Origin of the sequence: Amycolatopsis sp. VC5-11, assembly GCF_037034185.1 — a bacterium.
In the GTDB taxonomy this organism is placed as follows: domain Bacteria; phylum Actinomycetota; class Actinomycetes; order Mycobacteriales; family Pseudonocardiaceae; genus Amycolatopsis; species Amycolatopsis nivea.
Genome location: NZ_JBAGKF010000020.1, coordinates 42,614 through 59,428, shown reverse-complemented (window position 1 = coordinate 59,428; position 16,815 = coordinate 42,614). Strand labels below are relative to the sequence as shown.

At 69.9% G+C, this 16,815-nt stretch carries 15 protein-coding genes; 7 read left to right on the top strand and 8 right to left on the bottom strand.

Annotated features, from left to right (window positions below; translation table 11 throughout):
• Window positions 1–60: 60 nt before the first annotated feature.
• Complete coding sequence (gene araD, locus WA670_RS38030; RefSeq protein ID WP_336161047.1) at window positions 61–1,779, bottom strand: L-arabinonate dehydratase; 1,719 nt, start codon at window positions 1,777–1,779, stop codon at window positions 61–63.
• Window positions 1,780–1,897: 118 nt separating this feature from the next.
• On the opposite strand from araD, the gene WA670_RS38025 reads away from it, so the two are divergent.
• From WA670_RS38025 to WA670_RS38015, 3 genes are read left to right on the top strand one after another with little or no spacing between them, the layout of a single operon-like run.
• Window positions 1,898–2,551 (top strand): GntR family transcriptional regulator, encoded by a 654-nt coding sequence (locus WA670_RS38025; protein WP_043838955.1) that lies wholly within the window; start codon window positions 1,898–1,900, stop codon window positions 2,549–2,551.
• 4 nt (window positions 2,552–2,555) lie between these two features.
• A complete protein-coding gene (locus WA670_RS38020) occupies window positions 2,556–3,059 on the top strand; it encodes a metallophosphoesterase family protein (protein WP_037817497.1) in 504 nt (167 codons plus the stop codon).
• Between the two features lie 18 nt (window positions 3,060–3,077).
• Window positions 3,078–4,061, top strand: coding sequence for a PHP domain-containing protein (locus tag WA670_RS38015; RefSeq protein WP_336161046.1), 984 nt, complete (start codon window positions 3,078–3,080; stop codon window positions 4,059–4,061).
• Here WA670_RS38015 and WA670_RS38010 read toward each other — a convergent pair.
• Together WA670_RS38010 and WA670_RS38005 are read right to left on the bottom strand one after the other, a co-directional pair.
• Window positions 4,050–4,184: a hypothetical protein gene (locus tag WA670_RS38010; protein WP_255443417.1), complete on the bottom strand. Its 135-nt coding sequence runs from the start codon at window positions 4,182–4,184 to the stop codon at window positions 4,050–4,052. The two genes, WA670_RS38015 and WA670_RS38010, sit on opposite strands and share 12 nt — an antisense overlap.
• A 109-nt stretch (window positions 4,185–4,293) precedes the next feature.
• The gene (locus WA670_RS38005; RefSeq protein WP_043838950.1) at window positions 4,294–5,145 is read right to left on the bottom strand and encodes a chitosanase; all 852 of its coding nucleotides are present in this window, start codon (window positions 5,143–5,145) and stop codon (window positions 4,294–4,296) included.
• A gap of 290 nt (window positions 5,146–5,435) precedes the next feature.
• Here WA670_RS38005 and WA670_RS38000 point away from each other — a divergent pair, with 290 nt between their 5' ends.
• From WA670_RS38000 to hrpA, 3 genes are all read left to right on the top strand, one after another.
• On the top strand, window positions 5,436–5,753 hold the full coding sequence (locus WA670_RS38000; protein ID WP_134730513.1) for a hypothetical protein: 318 nt from the start codon (window positions 5,436–5,438) through the stop codon (window positions 5,751–5,753).
• A gap of 41 nt (window positions 5,754–5,794) precedes the next feature.
• Window positions 5,795–6,988 carry a cation:proton antiporter gene (locus tag WA670_RS37995; RefSeq protein WP_037817486.1) on the top strand — a complete coding sequence of 398 codons (1,194 nt, stop codon included), beginning with the start codon at window positions 5,795–5,797 and terminating at the stop codon, window positions 6,986–6,988.
• Between the two features lie 76 nt (window positions 6,989–7,064).
• Window positions 7,065–10,940 (top strand): ATP-dependent RNA helicase HrpA, encoded by a 3,876-nt coding sequence (gene hrpA, locus WA670_RS37990; protein WP_134730515.1) that lies wholly within the window; start codon window positions 7,065–7,067, stop codon window positions 10,938–10,940.
• A gap of 3 nt (window positions 10,941–10,943) precedes the next feature.
• Here hrpA and WA670_RS37985 read toward each other — a convergent pair whose 3' ends face one another.
• The 3 genes from WA670_RS37985 to WA670_RS37975 form a co-directional block, all read right to left on the bottom strand.
• Complete coding sequence (locus WA670_RS37985; RefSeq protein ID WP_167754218.1) at window positions 10,944–11,081, bottom strand: hypothetical protein; 138 nt, start codon at window positions 11,079–11,081, stop codon at window positions 10,944–10,946.
• 72 nt (window positions 11,082–11,153) lie between these two features.
• Window positions 11,154–11,279, bottom strand: a complete 126-nt coding sequence (locus WA670_RS37980) for a hypothetical protein (RefSeq protein WP_276323737.1) — start codon at window positions 11,277–11,279, stop codon at window positions 11,154–11,156.
• 151 nt (window positions 11,280–11,430) lie between these two features.
• Complete coding sequence (locus tag WA670_RS37975; RefSeq protein WP_336161045.1) at window positions 11,431–13,125, bottom strand: bifunctional 3'-5' exonuclease/DNA polymerase; 1,695 nt, start codon at window positions 13,123–13,125, stop codon at window positions 11,431–11,433.
• A gap of 208 nt (window positions 13,126–13,333) precedes the next feature.
• Between WA670_RS37975 and WA670_RS37970 the strand changes: the two genes are divergently transcribed.
• Window positions 13,334–14,959, top strand: coding sequence for an acyl-CoA synthetase (locus WA670_RS37970; RefSeq protein WP_134730517.1), 1,626 nt, complete (start codon window positions 13,334–13,336; stop codon window positions 14,957–14,959).
• Window positions 14,960–14,965: 6 nt separating this feature from the next.
• On the opposite strand, the gene WA670_RS37965 is transcribed toward WA670_RS37970, so the two are convergent.
• Together WA670_RS37965 and WA670_RS37960 are read right to left on the bottom strand one after the other, a co-directional pair.
• The gene (locus WA670_RS37965) at window positions 14,966–15,562 is read right to left on the bottom strand and encodes an ATP-binding cassette domain-containing protein (RefSeq protein WP_134730519.1); all 597 of its coding nucleotides are present in this window, start codon (window positions 15,560–15,562) and stop codon (window positions 14,966–14,968) included.
• Entirely contained in the window at window positions 15,559–16,497 is a 939-nt protein-coding gene (locus tag WA670_RS37960; protein WP_134730521.1) for a hypothetical protein, read from the bottom strand. Before WA670_RS37960 ends, WA670_RS37965 begins: the two co-directional genes overlap by 4 nt.
• Between the last annotated feature and the right edge of the window lie 318 nt (window positions 16,498–16,815).

The following is a 16,815-nucleotide window of genomic DNA, read 5'->3' as shown; positions in this document are numbered from 1 at the left end:
GGCACAGCGTACGGGCCGAGCCGGACATGCCGGACTACTGCCCCCAGCGGAACAAACCGGTCACCCAGCGTCCGGTTCCGGATTGGCGCCGGCGCGGGCGAGGAAGTCGAAGTCGCAGCCCTCGTCGGCCTGCGTGATGTGCTCCGCGTACAGCGCACCGTAACCCCGCTCGAACCGCGGCGCAGGGGCGGCCCACGAGGCGAGACGACGCTCCAGTTCGGCCTCGTCGACCTCCAGCCGCAACGTCCGCGCGGGCACGTCCAGGGTGATCAGGTCGCCGTCGCGGACCAGCGCGAGCGGCCCGCCGACGTGCGATTCCGGTGCCACGTGCAGCACGCACGCGCCGTAACTGGTGCCGCTCATCCGGGCGTCGGAGATCCGCACCATGTCCCGCACGCCTTGTTCCAGCAGGTGCGCCGGGATCGGCAGCATGCCGTATTCGGGCATGCCCGGACCGCCGAGCGGGCCGGACCCGCGCAGCACCAGTACGGAATCGGCGGTGATGCCCAGCGCCGGGTCGTCGATGCGCTTCTTCATGTCCTGGTAGTTGTCGAAAACCACTGCCGGACCGGTGTGGGTGAGCAGGGCGGGGTCGGCGGCGATGTGCTTGATCACCGCGCCGCCGGGAGCGAGGTTGCCGCGCAGCACGGCCACGCCGCCCTCGCTGGCGACCGGGTTGTCGCGCGGGCGGATCACGTCGTCGTTGTGCACGCGGGCGTCGGCGAGCGAGTCGGCGAGCGGACGTCCGGTGACGGTGACCCGGTCGAGATGCAGCAGGTCGGTCAAGCGGGACAACAGCCCGGGCAGGCCGCCCGCGTAGTAGAAGTCCTCCATTAGCCAGTCGCCGCCGGGCCGGATGTTCGCCAGTACCGGCACCCGGCGGGCGATCGCGTCGAAATCCTGCAGCGACAAGGAAATCCCGCTACGGCCGGCCATCGCGATCAGATGGATCACCGCGTTGGTCGACCCGCCTAGCGCCAGCACGGTCGTGATCGCGTCGGCGTACGCGCGCTCGTCGACGATCTTCGCGATCGTGAGGTCTTCCCACACCATGTCCACGATGCGCGCGCCGCTCGCCGCCGCCATCCGGTGGTGCGCGGAATCGACCGCCGGGATCGAGGCCGCGCCGGGCAGGGTCAGCCCGAGCACCTCGGCGGCGGACGTCATGGTCGACGCGGTCCCCATCGTCATGCAGTGGCCGGGGGAGCGGGCCAGGCCGCGTTCGAGTTCGGCCAGTTCGCGGTCGCCGATCGTGCCCGCGCGCCGTTCGTCCCAGTACTTCCACATGTCGGTGCCGCTGCCGAGCACCTCGCCGCGCCAGTTTCCGCGCAGCATCGGGCCCGCGGGCACGAAAATCGACGGCAGCCCGGCGCTCGCCGCGCCCATCAGCAGCGCCGGGGTGGTCTTGTCGCAGCCGCCCATCAGCACCGCGCCGTCGACCGGATACGACCGCAGCAGTTCCTCGGTCTCCATCGCCAGCAGATTCCGGTACAGCATCGGCGTCGGCTTCTGATACGTCTCCGACAGCGTCGCCACCGGGAACTCCAGCGGGAATCCGCCCGCCTGCCACACGCCGCGCTTGACCTGCTCCGCGCGTTCGCGCAGGTGCTGGTGGCACGGGTTGATGTCGCTCCAGGTGTTGAGGATGCCGATCACCGGCTTCCCGAGGTGTTCTTCTGGCTCGTAGCCGAGCTGCCGGGCGCGGGTGCGGTGGCTGAAGTTCCGCAGGTCGTCGCCGCCGAACCAGCGGTGGCTGCGCAGGTCCTCGGGTGCCTTCATTGCTGCGCGTCCTCTCGGTCGACGGATGGCATCTGATATATGATCGTACGTGTCGACGCTCGGAGACGCCCGCCTGGTTGAATGTGCGGGGACGAGCGCGAAAGCCAGGAGGGTCGGCATGCCGTCCACGTTCAGCCTCCCCGCCTCCCGCACCGAGGTGGTGCTGGAGGAGATCCGGCGCGGCATTCTCGCCCGCGAGCTGGTGCCCGGTCAGCAGCTGGTGGAGGCGGAGCTGGCCGCGCGGCTCGGGGTCTCGAAGACGCCGGTGCGCGAGGCGCTCAAGGTGCTGTCCAACACCGGGCTGGTCACGTTCAGCCCGTACAAGGGCGCGTCGGTGTGCGTGGTCGACGGGGAGCTGGCGCGGTCGGTCTACGACGTGCGGATGGTGCTGGAACCGGAAGCGCTGCGCCGCGCGGTGCGGGCGGCGGACCGGGAGTCGTTCGACGAGGCCGCGCAGATTCTCAAGGAGGCGTCGGCCGCGGATGCCGACCAGACCACGTTGAGCCTGCTCAACCGGCGGTTCCACCGTGCGTTGTACGCCGGCTGCGGCAACCCGCTGATGGTGTCGATGCTGGACGACCTGCGCGACCGCGCCGCGCTGATCACCGTGGTCGGCTGGGACGCGAATCCCAGCTGGCGCAAGGAATGGAACGAGCACAAGGCGGTGCTCGCCGCCGCGCGGAAGGGCGACGAGGACGGCGCGGCCGAGCTGCTGCGCGTGCACATCGCGGCGTTCCTCGACCACGTGCTCGAGGCGATCGGGGAGGAGTGACGGCGTGCGGTTGCTGCTCGTCGCGGACACCCACCTGCCGAAGCGGGCGAAGGAACTGCCCGCGCAGGTCTGGGACGAGGTCGCGAAGGCCGACGTCGTGGTGCACGCGGGCGACTGGGTCGACGTGGACACCCTCGACGCTCTTGAAGCCCGCAGCACGCGGCTGATCGGCGTGTACGGCAACAACGACGGTCCTGAACTGCGGAAACGTCTGCCCGAAGTGGCCAGGGAGACGCTGGAGGGCGTCCGGGTGGCGGTCGTCCACGAAACCGGCGACGCGAAGGGCCGGGCGGCTCGCTGCGACGCGTTGTATCCGGACGTCGACGTGCTGATCTTCGGACACAGCCACATCCCGTGGGACACGGTGACGCCCGGCGGGCTGCGGCTGCTCAACCCCGGCTCGCCCACCGACCGGCGGCGGCAGCCGTTCTGCACCTACCAGACTGCGGAGATCAAGAACGGCCGTCTCGGCGACGTCGAGCTGCACGAGCTGCCTCGCCGCGGCTGAGCGGGTAAAACAGGAGGCATGGACCCGGCCCGCGCGCTGCGCGACATCGCCTTCCAGCTCGAGCGCGCCGGTGAACCGACTTACCGCGTGCGCGCGTTCCGTCAGGCCGCCGCTGTGGTCGACAGGCTCTCCGAAGAGGAGCTGGCGTCGCGCGTCGGCGCGAAGACGCTTCAGGCGTTGAAGGGGATCGGCAAAGCCACTGCCGGCGTCATCGAGGACGCGTGGCACGACCGTACGCCCGCGTACGCGGCGAAGCTGCCCGAAAGCAAGCTGCCGGACGGCGGTGCGCTGCGTACGGCACTTCGCGGCGACTGTCACACGCACTCCGACTGGTCCGACGGCGGCAGCCCGATCCTCGAGATGGCCGAGACGGCACGCGACCTGGGGCACGAGTGGATCGTGCTCACCGACCACTCGCCGCGGCTGACCGTCGCGCGCGGTCTGTCTCCGGAGCGGCTGCGGGCGCAGATGGACGAGGTCGCGCGAGTGAACGAGCAACTGGCGCCGTTTCGCCTGCTGCACGGCATCGAGGTCGACATCCTCGACGACGGCGCGCTCGACCAGACCGAGAAGCTGCTGGACCGGCTCGACTTCGTGGTGGCGAGCGTGCACTCGAAACTGCGGATGCCCGCGCGGGAGATGACGCCGCGGATGCTGGCCGCCATCGAGAACCCGCACGTCCGCGTGCTGGGGCACTGCACCGGACGGCTGGTCGGCGGACGCAGCAGGCCGGAGTCGCAGTTCAACTCGGAGAAGGTGTTCACCGCGTGCCGCGAGAACGGCGTGGCGGTGGAGATCAACTCGCGGCCGGACCGGCTCGACCCGCCGATGCGGTTGCTGCGCCAGGCCGTCGAGCTGGGCTGCGAGTTCGCGATCGACAGCGACGCGCACGCGCCCGGCCAGCTCGATTGGCAGGCTTACGGCTGCGAGCGCGCGGAAAAGGCGGGCATCGGACCGGACCGGGTCGTCAACACGCGGACGGCCGATCAGTTACTGCGATGACCGCGCGGGATCGAGCCAGCGCAGCACCGCGATCAGGTCGTCTTGCGCGAGAGCGACACAGCCCGCGGTCGGCCCGCCAGTGGACACGTGCAGAAAGAACGCCGAACCGGCCTTCGCGCGCAACGCCGATTCCTTGCTCGCCGACGTCCGCTGGGTACGGGCCGAGCTCCCGTACCCAGCGGTCGCCGTCGCGGTCCCACGCGGAGGCGGAGTGCGAGAACCTGCTGCGGGCTCAGTTGATCTCGTACGGGTCGCCGTAGACCTTCCACTTCAGCGGCGTGTGCAGATCGAGGTTGCCGTCGTTGAGGAACACCAGCTGCTCGGTGTCGACGCGGGAGGTGTCCGCATGCGCTTCCTCCTTCTTCATGACCACCTTGCGCGCGTCGAGGAACGCCTTGAGGTAGGCGGTTTCGTCGCCGCCCTGGGACGGCGGCTTCGCCTGCGACAGCGCGGCGTCGCGGATCCCGCCGAAGCTGTCGGTGCTCGTGCCGGGGCCGTGCATCACGATGGCGTCGTAGTAGATGAACTGGCCGAGCGCGCCGAGACCGTCGGACTTGCCTTGGTTCACCGCCGGGTCGAAGTACACGCGGTCGCGCTCGCTGTTCTGCGCGGCCTGGAATTCCTCGGTGCCCGCGGCCTGCTTCCACGCGCTTTCGAAGGCCGAGCCGAGACCCTCGTGCGAATCGGAGCCGTTGACCTTTTCCAGCGCGGGCAGGAACTTCGCCAGCGGGTTGTCCGGCACGGACTTGGTGTAGGCCTGCACGAGTTCCAGCATGTCGCCGGTGCCGGAGCAGAACCCGATGATGCCCGCGGTGTACCCGCGCCCGTCGCCGATGTCCTCGATGTAGGAGTACTGCTTCTTCCAGTCGAGCGACGAGTTTTCCGCGCTCGACACCAGTTGCATCGCGATCTCTTTTTTCTCCGGGGAGGCGAGGTCGCCGCCCGAGCCGAGCACCGAGGACGCCGAGGCGGCGAGCGGGGCGGGCACGGCGGCGGCCGAGAGAGCGGGAGTGCTGAGGACGAGAGCGAGGGCCGAGGCAGCCGTGAGACCGGCGGCCAGCGCGGGCCGCATCGTCTTGCGCATGGGGGGAATCCCTTTCCGCGGTACGTGGGCAAGGCGGCCGGACCGGCGAATGAACCGGTTCCGGGTACTGCTGCGGCGTAGCGCCACGATAACCGAGCGTGAAGTGGCGAGGCAAGGGATACGAAAATTTTTCACGGATGTGAATGTCAGTGGTCCACTATGGACGATGAAGGTTGCCTGAAGCAGGCCGGAAAATGACTGGGACCACGGGATCCGGCCGTCATCTGTCTACTGTGGACTCAGGGTGGAGCTCCCGGCGAACCTTAAAGACATGGTAAACTCGTCCCGAGATGACGACTGCTGCCGCCGCTCCCGCGCCGCGGCACCGGTCCATCCTCGTCCTGCTGCTCGCCGCGCTGCTCCTGCTCGGCGTGGCCGTCCCCGGGCCAGGACCGGCTGGCCCGCGTCCGCACGACGCCGAACCCGCCCTGGTCCAGGAACAGGGCCCGCATCTCGTCGCCGCGCATCCGCTGCCGCTCGCCGACGCTCCCGGCGAGATCCGCCTCGCCCGGCCGGATTGGTGCACCGTCCCGTTTTCCGCCGCGCCGCCGGTCGAACTGGACCGCGCGCCCGCAGCCGCCGCGGCACGCGCTCCTCCGGGTTGCTGAGTACTCGTTTCCCACCTGTACCCGGCTCTCAAGAGGATCTCATGAGCAACGGTCATGCTTTGCTGGCCGTCGGCGGCGCGTTTCTCGCCGCCGGCGCCCTCGCCCGCGTCGGCGCCCGGATCGGGCTGCCCACGATTCCCCTGTTCATGCTTGCCGGTTTCGTCTTCGGCCCGCACACCCCCGGACTGTCCCTTGTGGACGATCCGGCCGAGTTCGGCGTACTGGCCGGGCTCGGTCTCGTGTTCCTGCTCTTCTATCTGGGACTGGAGTTCTCGCTCGACGACCTCGCCCGCGGCGGCGCCAGACTCGCCGGCGCGGGGGTGGCCTACCTCGTGCTGAACATCGGCGGCGGGCTCGCGTTCGGCTTCGCGCTCGGCTGGGGCACGCGCGAGGCGCTGGTGATCGCCGGCGCGATCGGCATCTCCTCGTCGGCCATCGTCACCAAACTGCTCCTGGAAACCCGGCGGATGAACAACCGGGAATCCCGCCTCATCATGGGCATCGTCGTGCTCGAAGACCTGTTCCTCGCGTTGTACCTGGCGTTGCTGCAGCCGGTGCTCAGCGGTGCGGACGGCTTCGGCGCGGCGCTCGCCGACTTCGGCAAGGCGTTCGGCTTCCTGCTCGTGCTCGCCGCACTGGCGCGCTGGGGCGGACGGCTCGTGTCGCGGCTCTTCGGTTCGGCGGACGACGAACTGCTCACCGTCTGCTTCGTCGGCGTGGCCGTGCTCGGCGCCGCGGTGGCCGAGGAGGTGGGCGTGTCCGACGCGATCGGCGCGTTCATGGTCGGCATGATGCTCGGCAATTCCCAGGTCGCGCCACGGGTGCACAAGCTGGTGCTGCCGCTGCGGGACGCGTTCGGAGCGTTGTTCTTCTTCATCTTCGGGCTGTCGATCGACCCGGGCGCGGTCGGCACGGTCGTCCTCCCGGTGCTCGCCGCGGTCGTGTTGACGCTGGTGCTGAACCTCGCCGCCGGCGCGTTCGCGGCCCGGTTGCACGGCTTCGACCGCCAGGAAGGCGTGAACATCGGCCTGACTGTGCTCACCCGGGGCGAGTTCTCGCTCGTCTTGGCGACGATGGCGACCGCGGCCGGGCTGGATTCGCGGGTGGCCCCGTTCGTCGCCGGGTACGTGCTGCTCCTGGCCGTGATCGGCCCGCTCGCCGTGCTCCGCTCGGACCGGCTGACCTGGCTGCTTCCGGCCAAGCTCGTGCGGCCGCGTCCGGCCCCGGTGCCGTGAGCCGGGGACGCCGGGCTGTCGCTCGCGGCATATTCGGAAGCCACGACGGTCACGCACGGCTATCCTTGGCCCAAGTATGTCCACTCCAGCCCCCTTCGCAGAGCTGCGCGCCCAGCTGCCCGAATTGATGCTGCGCGACGAGCACCGGCTGCGCCGCCGTCTCGACGGCGCGCGCCGGTCTCGCGACAAGCAGCAGACGGCCGAGCGCATCGCCGCCGACGTCGAAACGGCGCTGCTGCGCGTGCAGCAGCGCCGCGAAAGCGTGCCGAAGATCGAGTACCCCGCCGAGCTGCCGGTCAGCAGGCTCAAGGACGAGATCGGCGACGCGATCCGCGACCACCAGGTGGTGATCGTCGCGGGGGAGACCGGGTCGGGCAAGACCACGCAGCTGCCGAAGATCTGCCTCGAGCTGGGCCGCGGCGTGCGCGGGCAGATCGGGCACACCCAGCCGCGCCGGCTGGCCGCGCGCACGGTCGCCGACCGGATCGCCAGCGAGCTGAAGACCGAACTGGGCGACACCGTCGGCTACAAGGTCCGGTTCACCGACCAGTCCGGCCAGGACACCCTGGTCAAGCTGATGACCGACGGCATCCTGCTGGCCGAGATCCAGACCGACCGGATGCTGCGCCAGTACGACACGCTGATCATCGACGAGGCGCACGAGCGCAGCCTCAACATCGACTTCATCCTCGGCTACCTCAAGCAGCTGCTGCCGCGCCGTCCCGACCTGAAGGTGATCATCACCTCGGCGACCATCGACCCGGAGCGGTTCTCGCGGCACTTCGACGACGCGCCGATCGTCGAGGTCTCCGGCCGGACCTACCCGGTCGAGGTGCGCTACCGGCCGCTCGTGGACCCGGACGATCCCGAGGGCGATCCGGACCGCGACCAGACGCAGGCGATCGCCGAGGCGGTCCAGGAGCTGTCCGGCGAAGGTCCCGGCGACATCCTCGTGTTCCTCTCCGGGGAACGCGAGATCCGCGACACCGCGGACGTGCTGAACCGGCTGGAGCTGCGGAACACCGAGGTGCTGCCGCTGTACGCGCGGCTGTCCGCGGCTGATCAGCACCGCGTGTTCCAGCGGCACACCGGACGGCGGATCGTGCTGGCCACGAACGTCGCCGAGACGTCGCTGACCGTGCCGGGGATCAAGTACGTGATCGACCCGGGCACCGCGCGCATCTCGCGCTACAGCCACCGCACGAAGGTGCAGCGGCTGCCGATCGAGGCGGTTTCGCAGGCGTCGGCGAACCAGCGCAAGGGCCGGTGCGGGCGTACCTCGGACGGCATCTGCATCCGGCTGTACTCCGAGGAAGACTTCGAGTCCCGGCCGGAGTTCACCGATCCGGAGATCCTGCGGACGAACCTCGCGTCGGTCATCCTGCAGATGACGTCGCTCGGCCTCGGGGACATGAACGCGTTCCCGTTCGTCGAACCGCCGGACCGCCGCCAGGTCACCGACGGCGTCCAGCTGCTGCAGGAACTCGGCGCGTTCGAGACCGGCGATTCCTCGAAGCTCACCGAGGTCGGCCGCAAGCTCGCGCTGCTGCCGGTGGACCCGCGGATGGGCCGGATGGTGCTGGAGGCCGCGCAGAACGGCTGCGTGCGCGAGGTCATGATCATCGCTGCCGCACTGTCCATTCAGGACCCGCGCGAACGGCCCGCGGAGAAGCAGCAGGCCGCCGACGCGCAGCACGCCCGGTTCGCCGATCCGACCTCGGACTTCCTCTCCTACCTCAAGCTGTGGGAGTACGTCAGCGAACAGCAGAAGACGCTGACCGGCAACCAGTTCCGCCGGATGTGCCGCACCGAGTACCTGAACTACCTGCGGATCCGCGAGTGGCAGGACATCTTCGGCCAGCTGCGCCAGCTCGCCAAGCCGCTCGGCATCACGCTCAGCACCACCCCCGCCGAGCCGCAGCACGTGCACACGGCGCTGATTTCCGGGCTGCTGTCGCACATCGGGCTCAAGGACCCGGCGAAGGGCGACTACCTCGGTGCGCGCGGGGCCCGGTTCTCGGTGTTCCCGGGTTCGGCGCTGTTCAAGAAGCAGCCGCGCTGGGTGATGTCGGCGGAACTGGTCGAGACGTCGCGGCTGTGGGGCCGGGTCAACGCGCGGATCGAGCCGGACTGGGTCGAACCGCTCGCGCAGCACGTCGTGAAGCGTTCGTATTCGGAGCCGCACTGGGAGCGCAAGCAGGGCGCGGTGATGGCGACCGAGAAGGTGACGCTGTACGGCGTGCCGCTCGTGGCCGACCGGCGCGTGAACTACGGCCGGATCGACCCGGAGATCTCGCGCGCGATGTTCATCCGGCACGCGCTGGTCGAGGGCGACTGGCATACGAACCACCGGTTCTTCGCCGAGAACCGGGCGCTGCTGGACGAGGTCGAGGACCTGGAGAACCGCGCTCGGCGGCGCGACATCCTGGTGGACGACCAGACGCTGTACGAGTTCTACGACGCGCGAGTGCCCGAGGACATCGTGTCCGTGCGGCATTTCGACAGCTGGTGGAAGAAGGCGCGGCGGAACGAGCCGGACCTGCTGTCGTTCGAGAAGTCCATGCTCATCAACGAGGTCGCGGGCGCGGTCCGCGAATCGGACTACCCGGACTCGTGGACGCAGGGCACGCACGTTTTCAAGCTGACCTACCAGTTCGAGCCCGGAGCAGACGCCGACGGCGTGACCGTGCACATCCCGCTGCCGGTCCTGAACCAGGTGACGCCGGACGGTTTCGACTGGCAGGTGCCCGGTCTGCGCGGCGAACTGGCGACGCAGCTGATCAAATCGCTGCCGAAAGCGTTGCGGCGCAACTTCGTCCCGGCTCCGGACACGGCTGCCGACGCGTTGACGCGAGTGTCCCCTTCGGACGGTCCGCTGCTCGACATCCTCGGCGACGAACTGCACGCGATGCGCGGCATCGACATCCCGCACACGGCGTGGGACCTCTCAACGGTGCCGGACCACCTCCGGATCACCTTCCGCGTGGTGGACGAGCGCGGCAAACGGGTGGCCGAGGGCAAGGATCTGGACGAGCTGAAGCGCCGTCTCGCGCCGCGCGTGCGGGAGACGATTTCCAAGGCCGCCAACAGCATCGAGAAGGCCGGCCTGGTGCAGCCGGCGTTCGGCGAGCTGCCGAAGGTGTTCGCGTCGACCCGGCGCGGCCACGACGTGAAGGCGTATCCGGCGCTGGTGGACGAGGGCGCGTCGGTGGCCGTGCGGCTGCTGGACACGCCCGCCGAACAGCAACACGCGATGTGGTCCGGCACGCGGCGGATGCTGCGGCTGAACCTGAACTCGCCGATGAAGTTCATTACGCGGTCGCTGTCGAACTCCTCGAAGCTCGTGCTGAACCGCAACCCGCACGGCAGCGTCGCGGGCCTGCTGGAGGACTGCGTCGACTGCGCGGTCGACGCGCTGATGGCCGCGGCGGGCGGCCCGGTCTGGGACGAGGCGGGTTTCGCCGCGCTGCTGGAAAAGGTACGCGCGGGGTTGAACCCGAAGGTGCTGGAAGTGCTGACGGAGGTCGAGCGGATCCTGCGCGCGGCCATCGACGTGGAGACTCGTCTCGCGGACACTCGCGGCCCGGCCGAATCGCTGGCGGACATCCGCCGTCAGCTGGACGGTTTGGTGCACGCGGGCTTCGTGACGGAGACCGGCGCCGCCCGGCTGCCCAACGTGGTCCGGTACCTGCGCGGCATCGAGCGGCGGCTGGAGAAGCTGCCGCTTGAGCAGACGCGCGACCTGCAGCGGATGGCGGACGTCGCCTGGATCACGAAGGAGTACGAGGACGCGATGGCCACGCTGCCACCGGGGACGTCGTCGCCCGCGCTGGCGGAGGTGCGGTGGATGATCGAGGAGCTTCGGGTGAGCTTCTTCGCACAGACACTGGGGACGGCGCATCCGGTGTCGCTGAAGCGGATCACGAAGGCGTTGGACGAGGCGCTGGCGTAGCCGTCACTTCACCAGGAGCGTGATGGTGGCGGCACCGGCGGAAACCGTTCCGGCGACGGCGGAAAGCGAGGCTGCCACTCCCTTCACGTTGCCGAGCATCCTTCCGAGGGCTTTCGCTGGTGCTTGCGCCTTGAACGCCATTTTGAGCTTCTGCCATTTGTGCTGCCGGATGTGACAACCGAGCAGGATGCCGTTGGCGTTGTTGCGGCAGAACTAGTTCTTCCTGGTGTTCGCGACGCCCGGCCCGATCGACGGGATCGCCCACAGCGCGATGACCGCGATGAAGGCAAGAAAGCTCCAGAAGCTGCCAAGTGTGCGTTGTGTTTTTCTCCCCACCATGGCGCACGACGGTACTGATCATTTCCGATCCGCGGATAGCGCCTTTGCGGTGGAATGTCCCGCAGCGAGTGCGACCGACGGCAACTCCGCGTCCCCCGAACGGATTTCCCGGGTGCCGCCATGTGGTTGCTGGGAAACATGAGTCAGCTGATCACTTCGCCTCCGCGTAATTGTCCACCGATTTCGCTTCCATGGGAAATCGCACCGGGCACGCCTCGCCGAAGACCAGTCGGGCCGCTTCCTGGATCGCTGTCTCCACGATTTCCGCGACCTCATCAGCCAGCTCCGCAGGGGCATGCACGATCACCTCGTCGTGCAGGAAGAACACCAGATGCGCCGGTTCGGGCAGCCGACCGCGCAAAGTCGCCAGCAAGACCGCCGTCAGGTCGGCCGCACTTGCCTGCACCACGAAATTCCGCGTGAACCGGCCCCAACTGCGCGACGCCCGCCGCGCGCGGGTTTCTGTTGCCTCGTCTTCGGTGAGCCCGCCGGTCAAAGCACGCCAAGCAGCAGACGGAGCCGGAGAAGTACGGCCCAGCCTGGACCGAACCCGTTCACCCCGTTCGCCCGCCGCGGCGGCGTGCTCCACATAGGACACTGCGTCCGGGAAACGCTGGCGCAGCAACGCGAGCAGCGGACCGGCCTCGCCGGAGGTGCCGCCGTACATCGCGGACAGCATGGCGATTTTCGCGCGGGAACGGTCGTCTCGCGTGTCTCCGGGGCGGAGCGGGACGTAGCGGGTGCCGGAGAATAGCGCTTCCGCCAGCCGGGCGTACAGGTCGGTAGCCGCGGCGACTTCGGCAAGGCGGCGGTCGCCGGACAGCGCGGTGAGGACGCGCGGCTCCAGTTGCGCACCGTCGGCGACGACGAGTTTCCAGCCGGGATCCGCGGACGCGCACGAGCGCAGCGCGCGCGGGATCTGCAGCGCCCCGCCGCCCCGGGTAGCCCACCGGCCGGACACCACGCCGCCGACCACGTAGTGCGGCCGGAAGCGTCCGTCGGCTACCCATTCGTCCAGCCACGCCCAGCCGTTGACCGAGTGCAGCCGCGACAGTTCCTTGTACTCCAGCAGCGGCGCGACCGCGGGATGGTCGATGTCCTGCAGCAGGTACTTCCGCGCCGCCGGGATTTCGATGCCCTCCCTGGCGAGCGCGCGGACGACGCTGGCCGAGGAATCGGGATTGACCGGCCGCCCGCCCAGCGCCGCGGAGATTTTCGCGGCGAGCTCGACCAAGACTTTCGGGCGTTGACCAGCGGGTACGCGGGGGCCGAGGCGTTCTTCCAGCAGCTGCAGGTGCCGGTCGGCGCGCCAGGGCAGCCCGGCGGCCGAGATTTCCGCGGCGGCCAGTGCGCTGGCGGATTCGGCCGCGAGCAGCAGCCGCATCCGCGCGGGGGCCTCGGTGGCGGCGACGCGTTTCTCCTGTTCGGCCAGCACTCGCCGGGCCGCCGCGGCGACGGTGACTCCCGGCGGCAGCCCGGGGCCGCGCGGGGAGAACAGCGTGGGCTGCGCGTCCTCGCCGAAGGCCGGGCCGTCGTCGGGCGGTTCCTCCCCGTTCGCCCGGGCCCACGCTGCCCGCAAACTGCGCGATTCGCCCTCCCGGCCCTCGTAGGCGAGCAGCAGCCCTTCGGCGAGCGACAGGTCGTGGCAGCGACCCAGCCGCACCCCCGCCTTGATCAGCGTGGGATAGATCTCCTCGGCTGAGGGCAGCACCCAGCGCGGGCTCTCGGCCGCCTCCAGCCGGCGGACCTCGTCGGCCCAGTCGGCGCGCGAAAGCCCGCGGAGGGTCCCCGCGGGGCCCTCGATCGTGTAGCCGGAGTCCTCCTCCCGGCCGGTGATCACCTGCACCGTCCCATTGTGCGGACCAGCACCGACAATTTCTGAGCACCGGCTCTCGAAGCGCTTCCCGGACGGTCCGTGACCGGCATGGGAGATTTCCTCCCCGGCCGGGCACTGGTGCGCGGACGGGCCTTGCTTTACTGTCGAGTAACTCCCATACCGGCGGTACGGAGACCGTCGGCGTGGGCGCTCCCGCCGCAGCAATGGAGGTGCCCGGATGAGTGTGGCCGAGCTGGCCGGCCAGGTGGCAGGCAAGCTGACCGAGACCGTGCGCAGCGTCGAGGTGATGCGCCGCGCCGGCCTGGTGCCGTTTCCCCGGCTCGACGAGGGCCTGCGCTCCCTCGTCGCGATCCGCAAGTACGGCCCGTTCGCCGGCGCGAACCACATCGCCGCGCGGCGCGATTCGACGGCCGTCGGGATCGTCGACGACCTCGGCCCGCTCACCTTCAAGCAGCTCGACGACCAGTCCAACGCGCTCGCCCGCGCCTGGTCGCAGCGCGGGCTCGGGCCCGGTTCGGTGATCGCCGCGCTGTGCCGCGACCACCGCGGGCTCGTGCTCACGATGGCCGCCTCGGGCAAGCTCGGCGCGCGGCTGCTGCTGATGAACACCGGGTTCGCCAAACCGCAGTTCGCCGACGTCGCCCAGCGCGAGGGCGTCACCGCGCTCGTCTACGACCAGGAGTTCACCGGCCTGCTCGACGCGATCGACGAGAACGTCGACCGGTACCTGGCCTGGGTGGACGAACCGGCCGGGCACGAGATCCCGGTGCTCGCCGAGATCATCGCCAGCACCGACGACCGCCCGCTGCCCGCGCCCGCCAAACCCGGCGGTTTCGTCCTGCTCACCAGCGGCACCACCGGCACCCCCAAGGGCGCACCGCGACCGCACACGTCCGCGCTGGCGTCGGCGCAGTTTCTGGACCGCATCCCGCTGCGCTCCGGCGAAGCGACCTTCATGGGCGCGCCGCTGTTCCACGGCACCGGGCTGTCGCAGTTCATCCTCAGCTTCGCGCTCGGCTGCACGGTGGTGATGCGCCGGAAGTTCGACCCGGAGGCGACGCTGAAGGGCGTCGCCACGCACCGGTGCACCGCGCTCGTTCTGGTGCCGACGATGCTGCAGCGGATCGTCGACCTGCCGAAGGAGGTTCGCGACCGGTACGACACGTCGTGCCTGCGGATTATCTTCGTCGCCGGGTCCGCGCTGTCGCCGGATCTCGGCAACCGGGCGAACGAGGAATTCGGCGACGTCGTGCACAACCTGTACGGCTCCACGGAAGTCGCGGTGGCGACGGTCGCGACGCCGGAGGACTGGAAACGCGCACCCGGCACGGTCGGCCGCGCGCCGGTCGGCTGTCGCGTCGCGCTGTACGACGAACATGGCACCAAGATCACCGAGCCGCACGTGACCGGGCGGGTGTTCGTCGGCAGCGGGCTCAGCTTCGGCGGCTACACCGACGGCCGCAACAAGGAAATCATCGACGGCCTGCTCTCTAGCGGCGACGTCGGCCACTTCGACGAGGACGGTCTGCTGTTCATCGACGGCCGCGACGACGAAATGATCGTCTCCGGCGGCGAAAACGTGTTCCCGATCGAGGTGGAGAACCTCTTGGTGGAGCGCGAAGACGTCCTCGAGGCGGCGGTGATCGGCGTCGAGGATCCGGACTTCGGCGAACGGCTCAAGGCGTTCGTGGTGCGCACCGAGGGCTCGACCCTCGACGAGGACGGCGTGCGCGAGTACGTGAAGGCGAACCTGGCGCGCTACAAGGTGCCGCGGGACGTGGAGTTCCTGGACGAATTGCCGCGCAACGCGACCGGGAAGGTGTTGCGGACCAAGCTGAGCTGAGCGCGGTCAGGGGAAGAAACCCTGCACGTAGGGATCGGCGAGGGAGCGGATTTCGGCGGGGGACCCGGCGGCACCGGTGTCGGCGTACGCGCGCAGGCTGGCCCACACGTCGTACGCGGTGCCGCGGTCGAGGGACGCGCTAGGTTCGTCCACAACGAGCAGGTCCGGTTCGGACAGCAAGGCCGCCGCGAGCGCAGCGCGCTGAATCTGCCCGCTGGAAAGCTGGTGGGGAAAGAGCTCCAGCGTCTCCATGGAACAGACCGCTGCCTTGCAGGAGTCCTCGACGCTCCGTCCGCGATAGAGCTGCTGACGCTCGTCCAGCTGCGCGCCGACGGTTCGCTCTGCAGCGAACGCCGTGACCCCGGACTGCGGCACCAGGCCGACGGTGCCGTTGATCCGCACGTCTCCCGAGCTGCGCGCCACCGAGGGAAGCGAACCCGTCAACGCCGCCGCGACGATGGATTTGCCGCATCCGGATTCGCCGAGCAACGCGGTGATCCGTCCCGCTGGCACCGCGAAACACACCGAGTCCAGAACCGTCTCGCGCCACCGTCCGGTGTCGACCACGACGGTCAGCTCGCGCACCTCGGCTACCGGAGTCACGAACCCCAGCCGATGCCGAAGATCCCCGGCCCGAAATCCAGCGCGATCGCGTGCACGCCGTTGCCGCTGTCGAGCCGCAGCCGGCGCCGGGCCGGTGCTTCGTCGGTGGCGTTCGCGTACTGCCAGCACCGGGCGGGCACTGCGGTCGGGTCGAAGCGGATCTCCAGCAGGTACTCGCGGACCGGGCGGCGGAATTCCCGGTAGTGCGTCGCCCGGCATTGCGGGTACGGCGGCCCGGAGTTGCGCAGGGTGTACTCGATGAGGTGCGTTTCGCCGCGTTCCAGCGCGCGGTCGAAGAGCAGTTCGGCCACCAGGATGCCGTGGTCGTCGTCCACTTCGGCGCGGCCGACGCGGCAGTTGCGCACCGGCTGCAAGTCGGGCACCGCCGTCGCGTCGCCCTGTGCGTACACCAGCAGCCAGCGGTCCTGACCGTCCGCACCGGACTGGAACACCGCGCGCGAGGTGACCGAGAGCTGGCCGCCGTCGGCCGCGATGTCGCAGCGGTCGTGCAGGCCGATCAGCTTCAGCTGGTGCTGCTGGTCCAGCGCGTCGGGCGCGCCGACGCGTTCCAGCAGCGGCTGCAGGATTTCGCGGGTGAAGGTGACCGGTTCCTCGCCCGCCCGGTCGCGTCTGCTCGCGCCGCGCGGGCGGGGCGGCGGCAGCAAACCGAGCAGCGCGCCGTCGGGGACGTCGAGGATTTCCTCCAGCACCCGCACCGCCGAAAGCGATCCGGCCCGCTCCGGCTGGCGTTTGCCCGACTGCCAGTAGCTGAGCGCGGTGACGCTGACCGTCGCGCCCCGCGCGCGCAGCCGTGCCTGGATCCGGTCCAGGGAAAGCCCGCTGGCTCCGATCGCGGCGCGCAGCGCGCTCGCGAACGCGGTCCGGCCACCTCCGTCGGTGTCCGGACCGGCGTGGTCCGCCTGCCGCTGCGTCATGTCCCGCCGCCCGCCCCCGCTGGTAACCGACCGTGCCGAGCCCGACACAGGCACGGTAGCAGCCGTCCGACCAGGTTGTACCGCCGTGCCATTCGGACGAACGGGCTAGTACTGGCAACTGGGAACCATTGCCGTGACCTGCGCGGTCGCGCTTCCATGGCCAGGACGGAACGCGCCGCCCCCGGCGCGTCCGGAGCCTCGGCCCCGGCAGCGCGGACCGCGCCCCGCGCCCGGCCGGCGGCCGCGCCCGGAACCGGTGGCCCGGCATGCCCCCAGAGGCCGGGCCACCGGTCATCCGCCGCGGCGAGCGCGAAACTC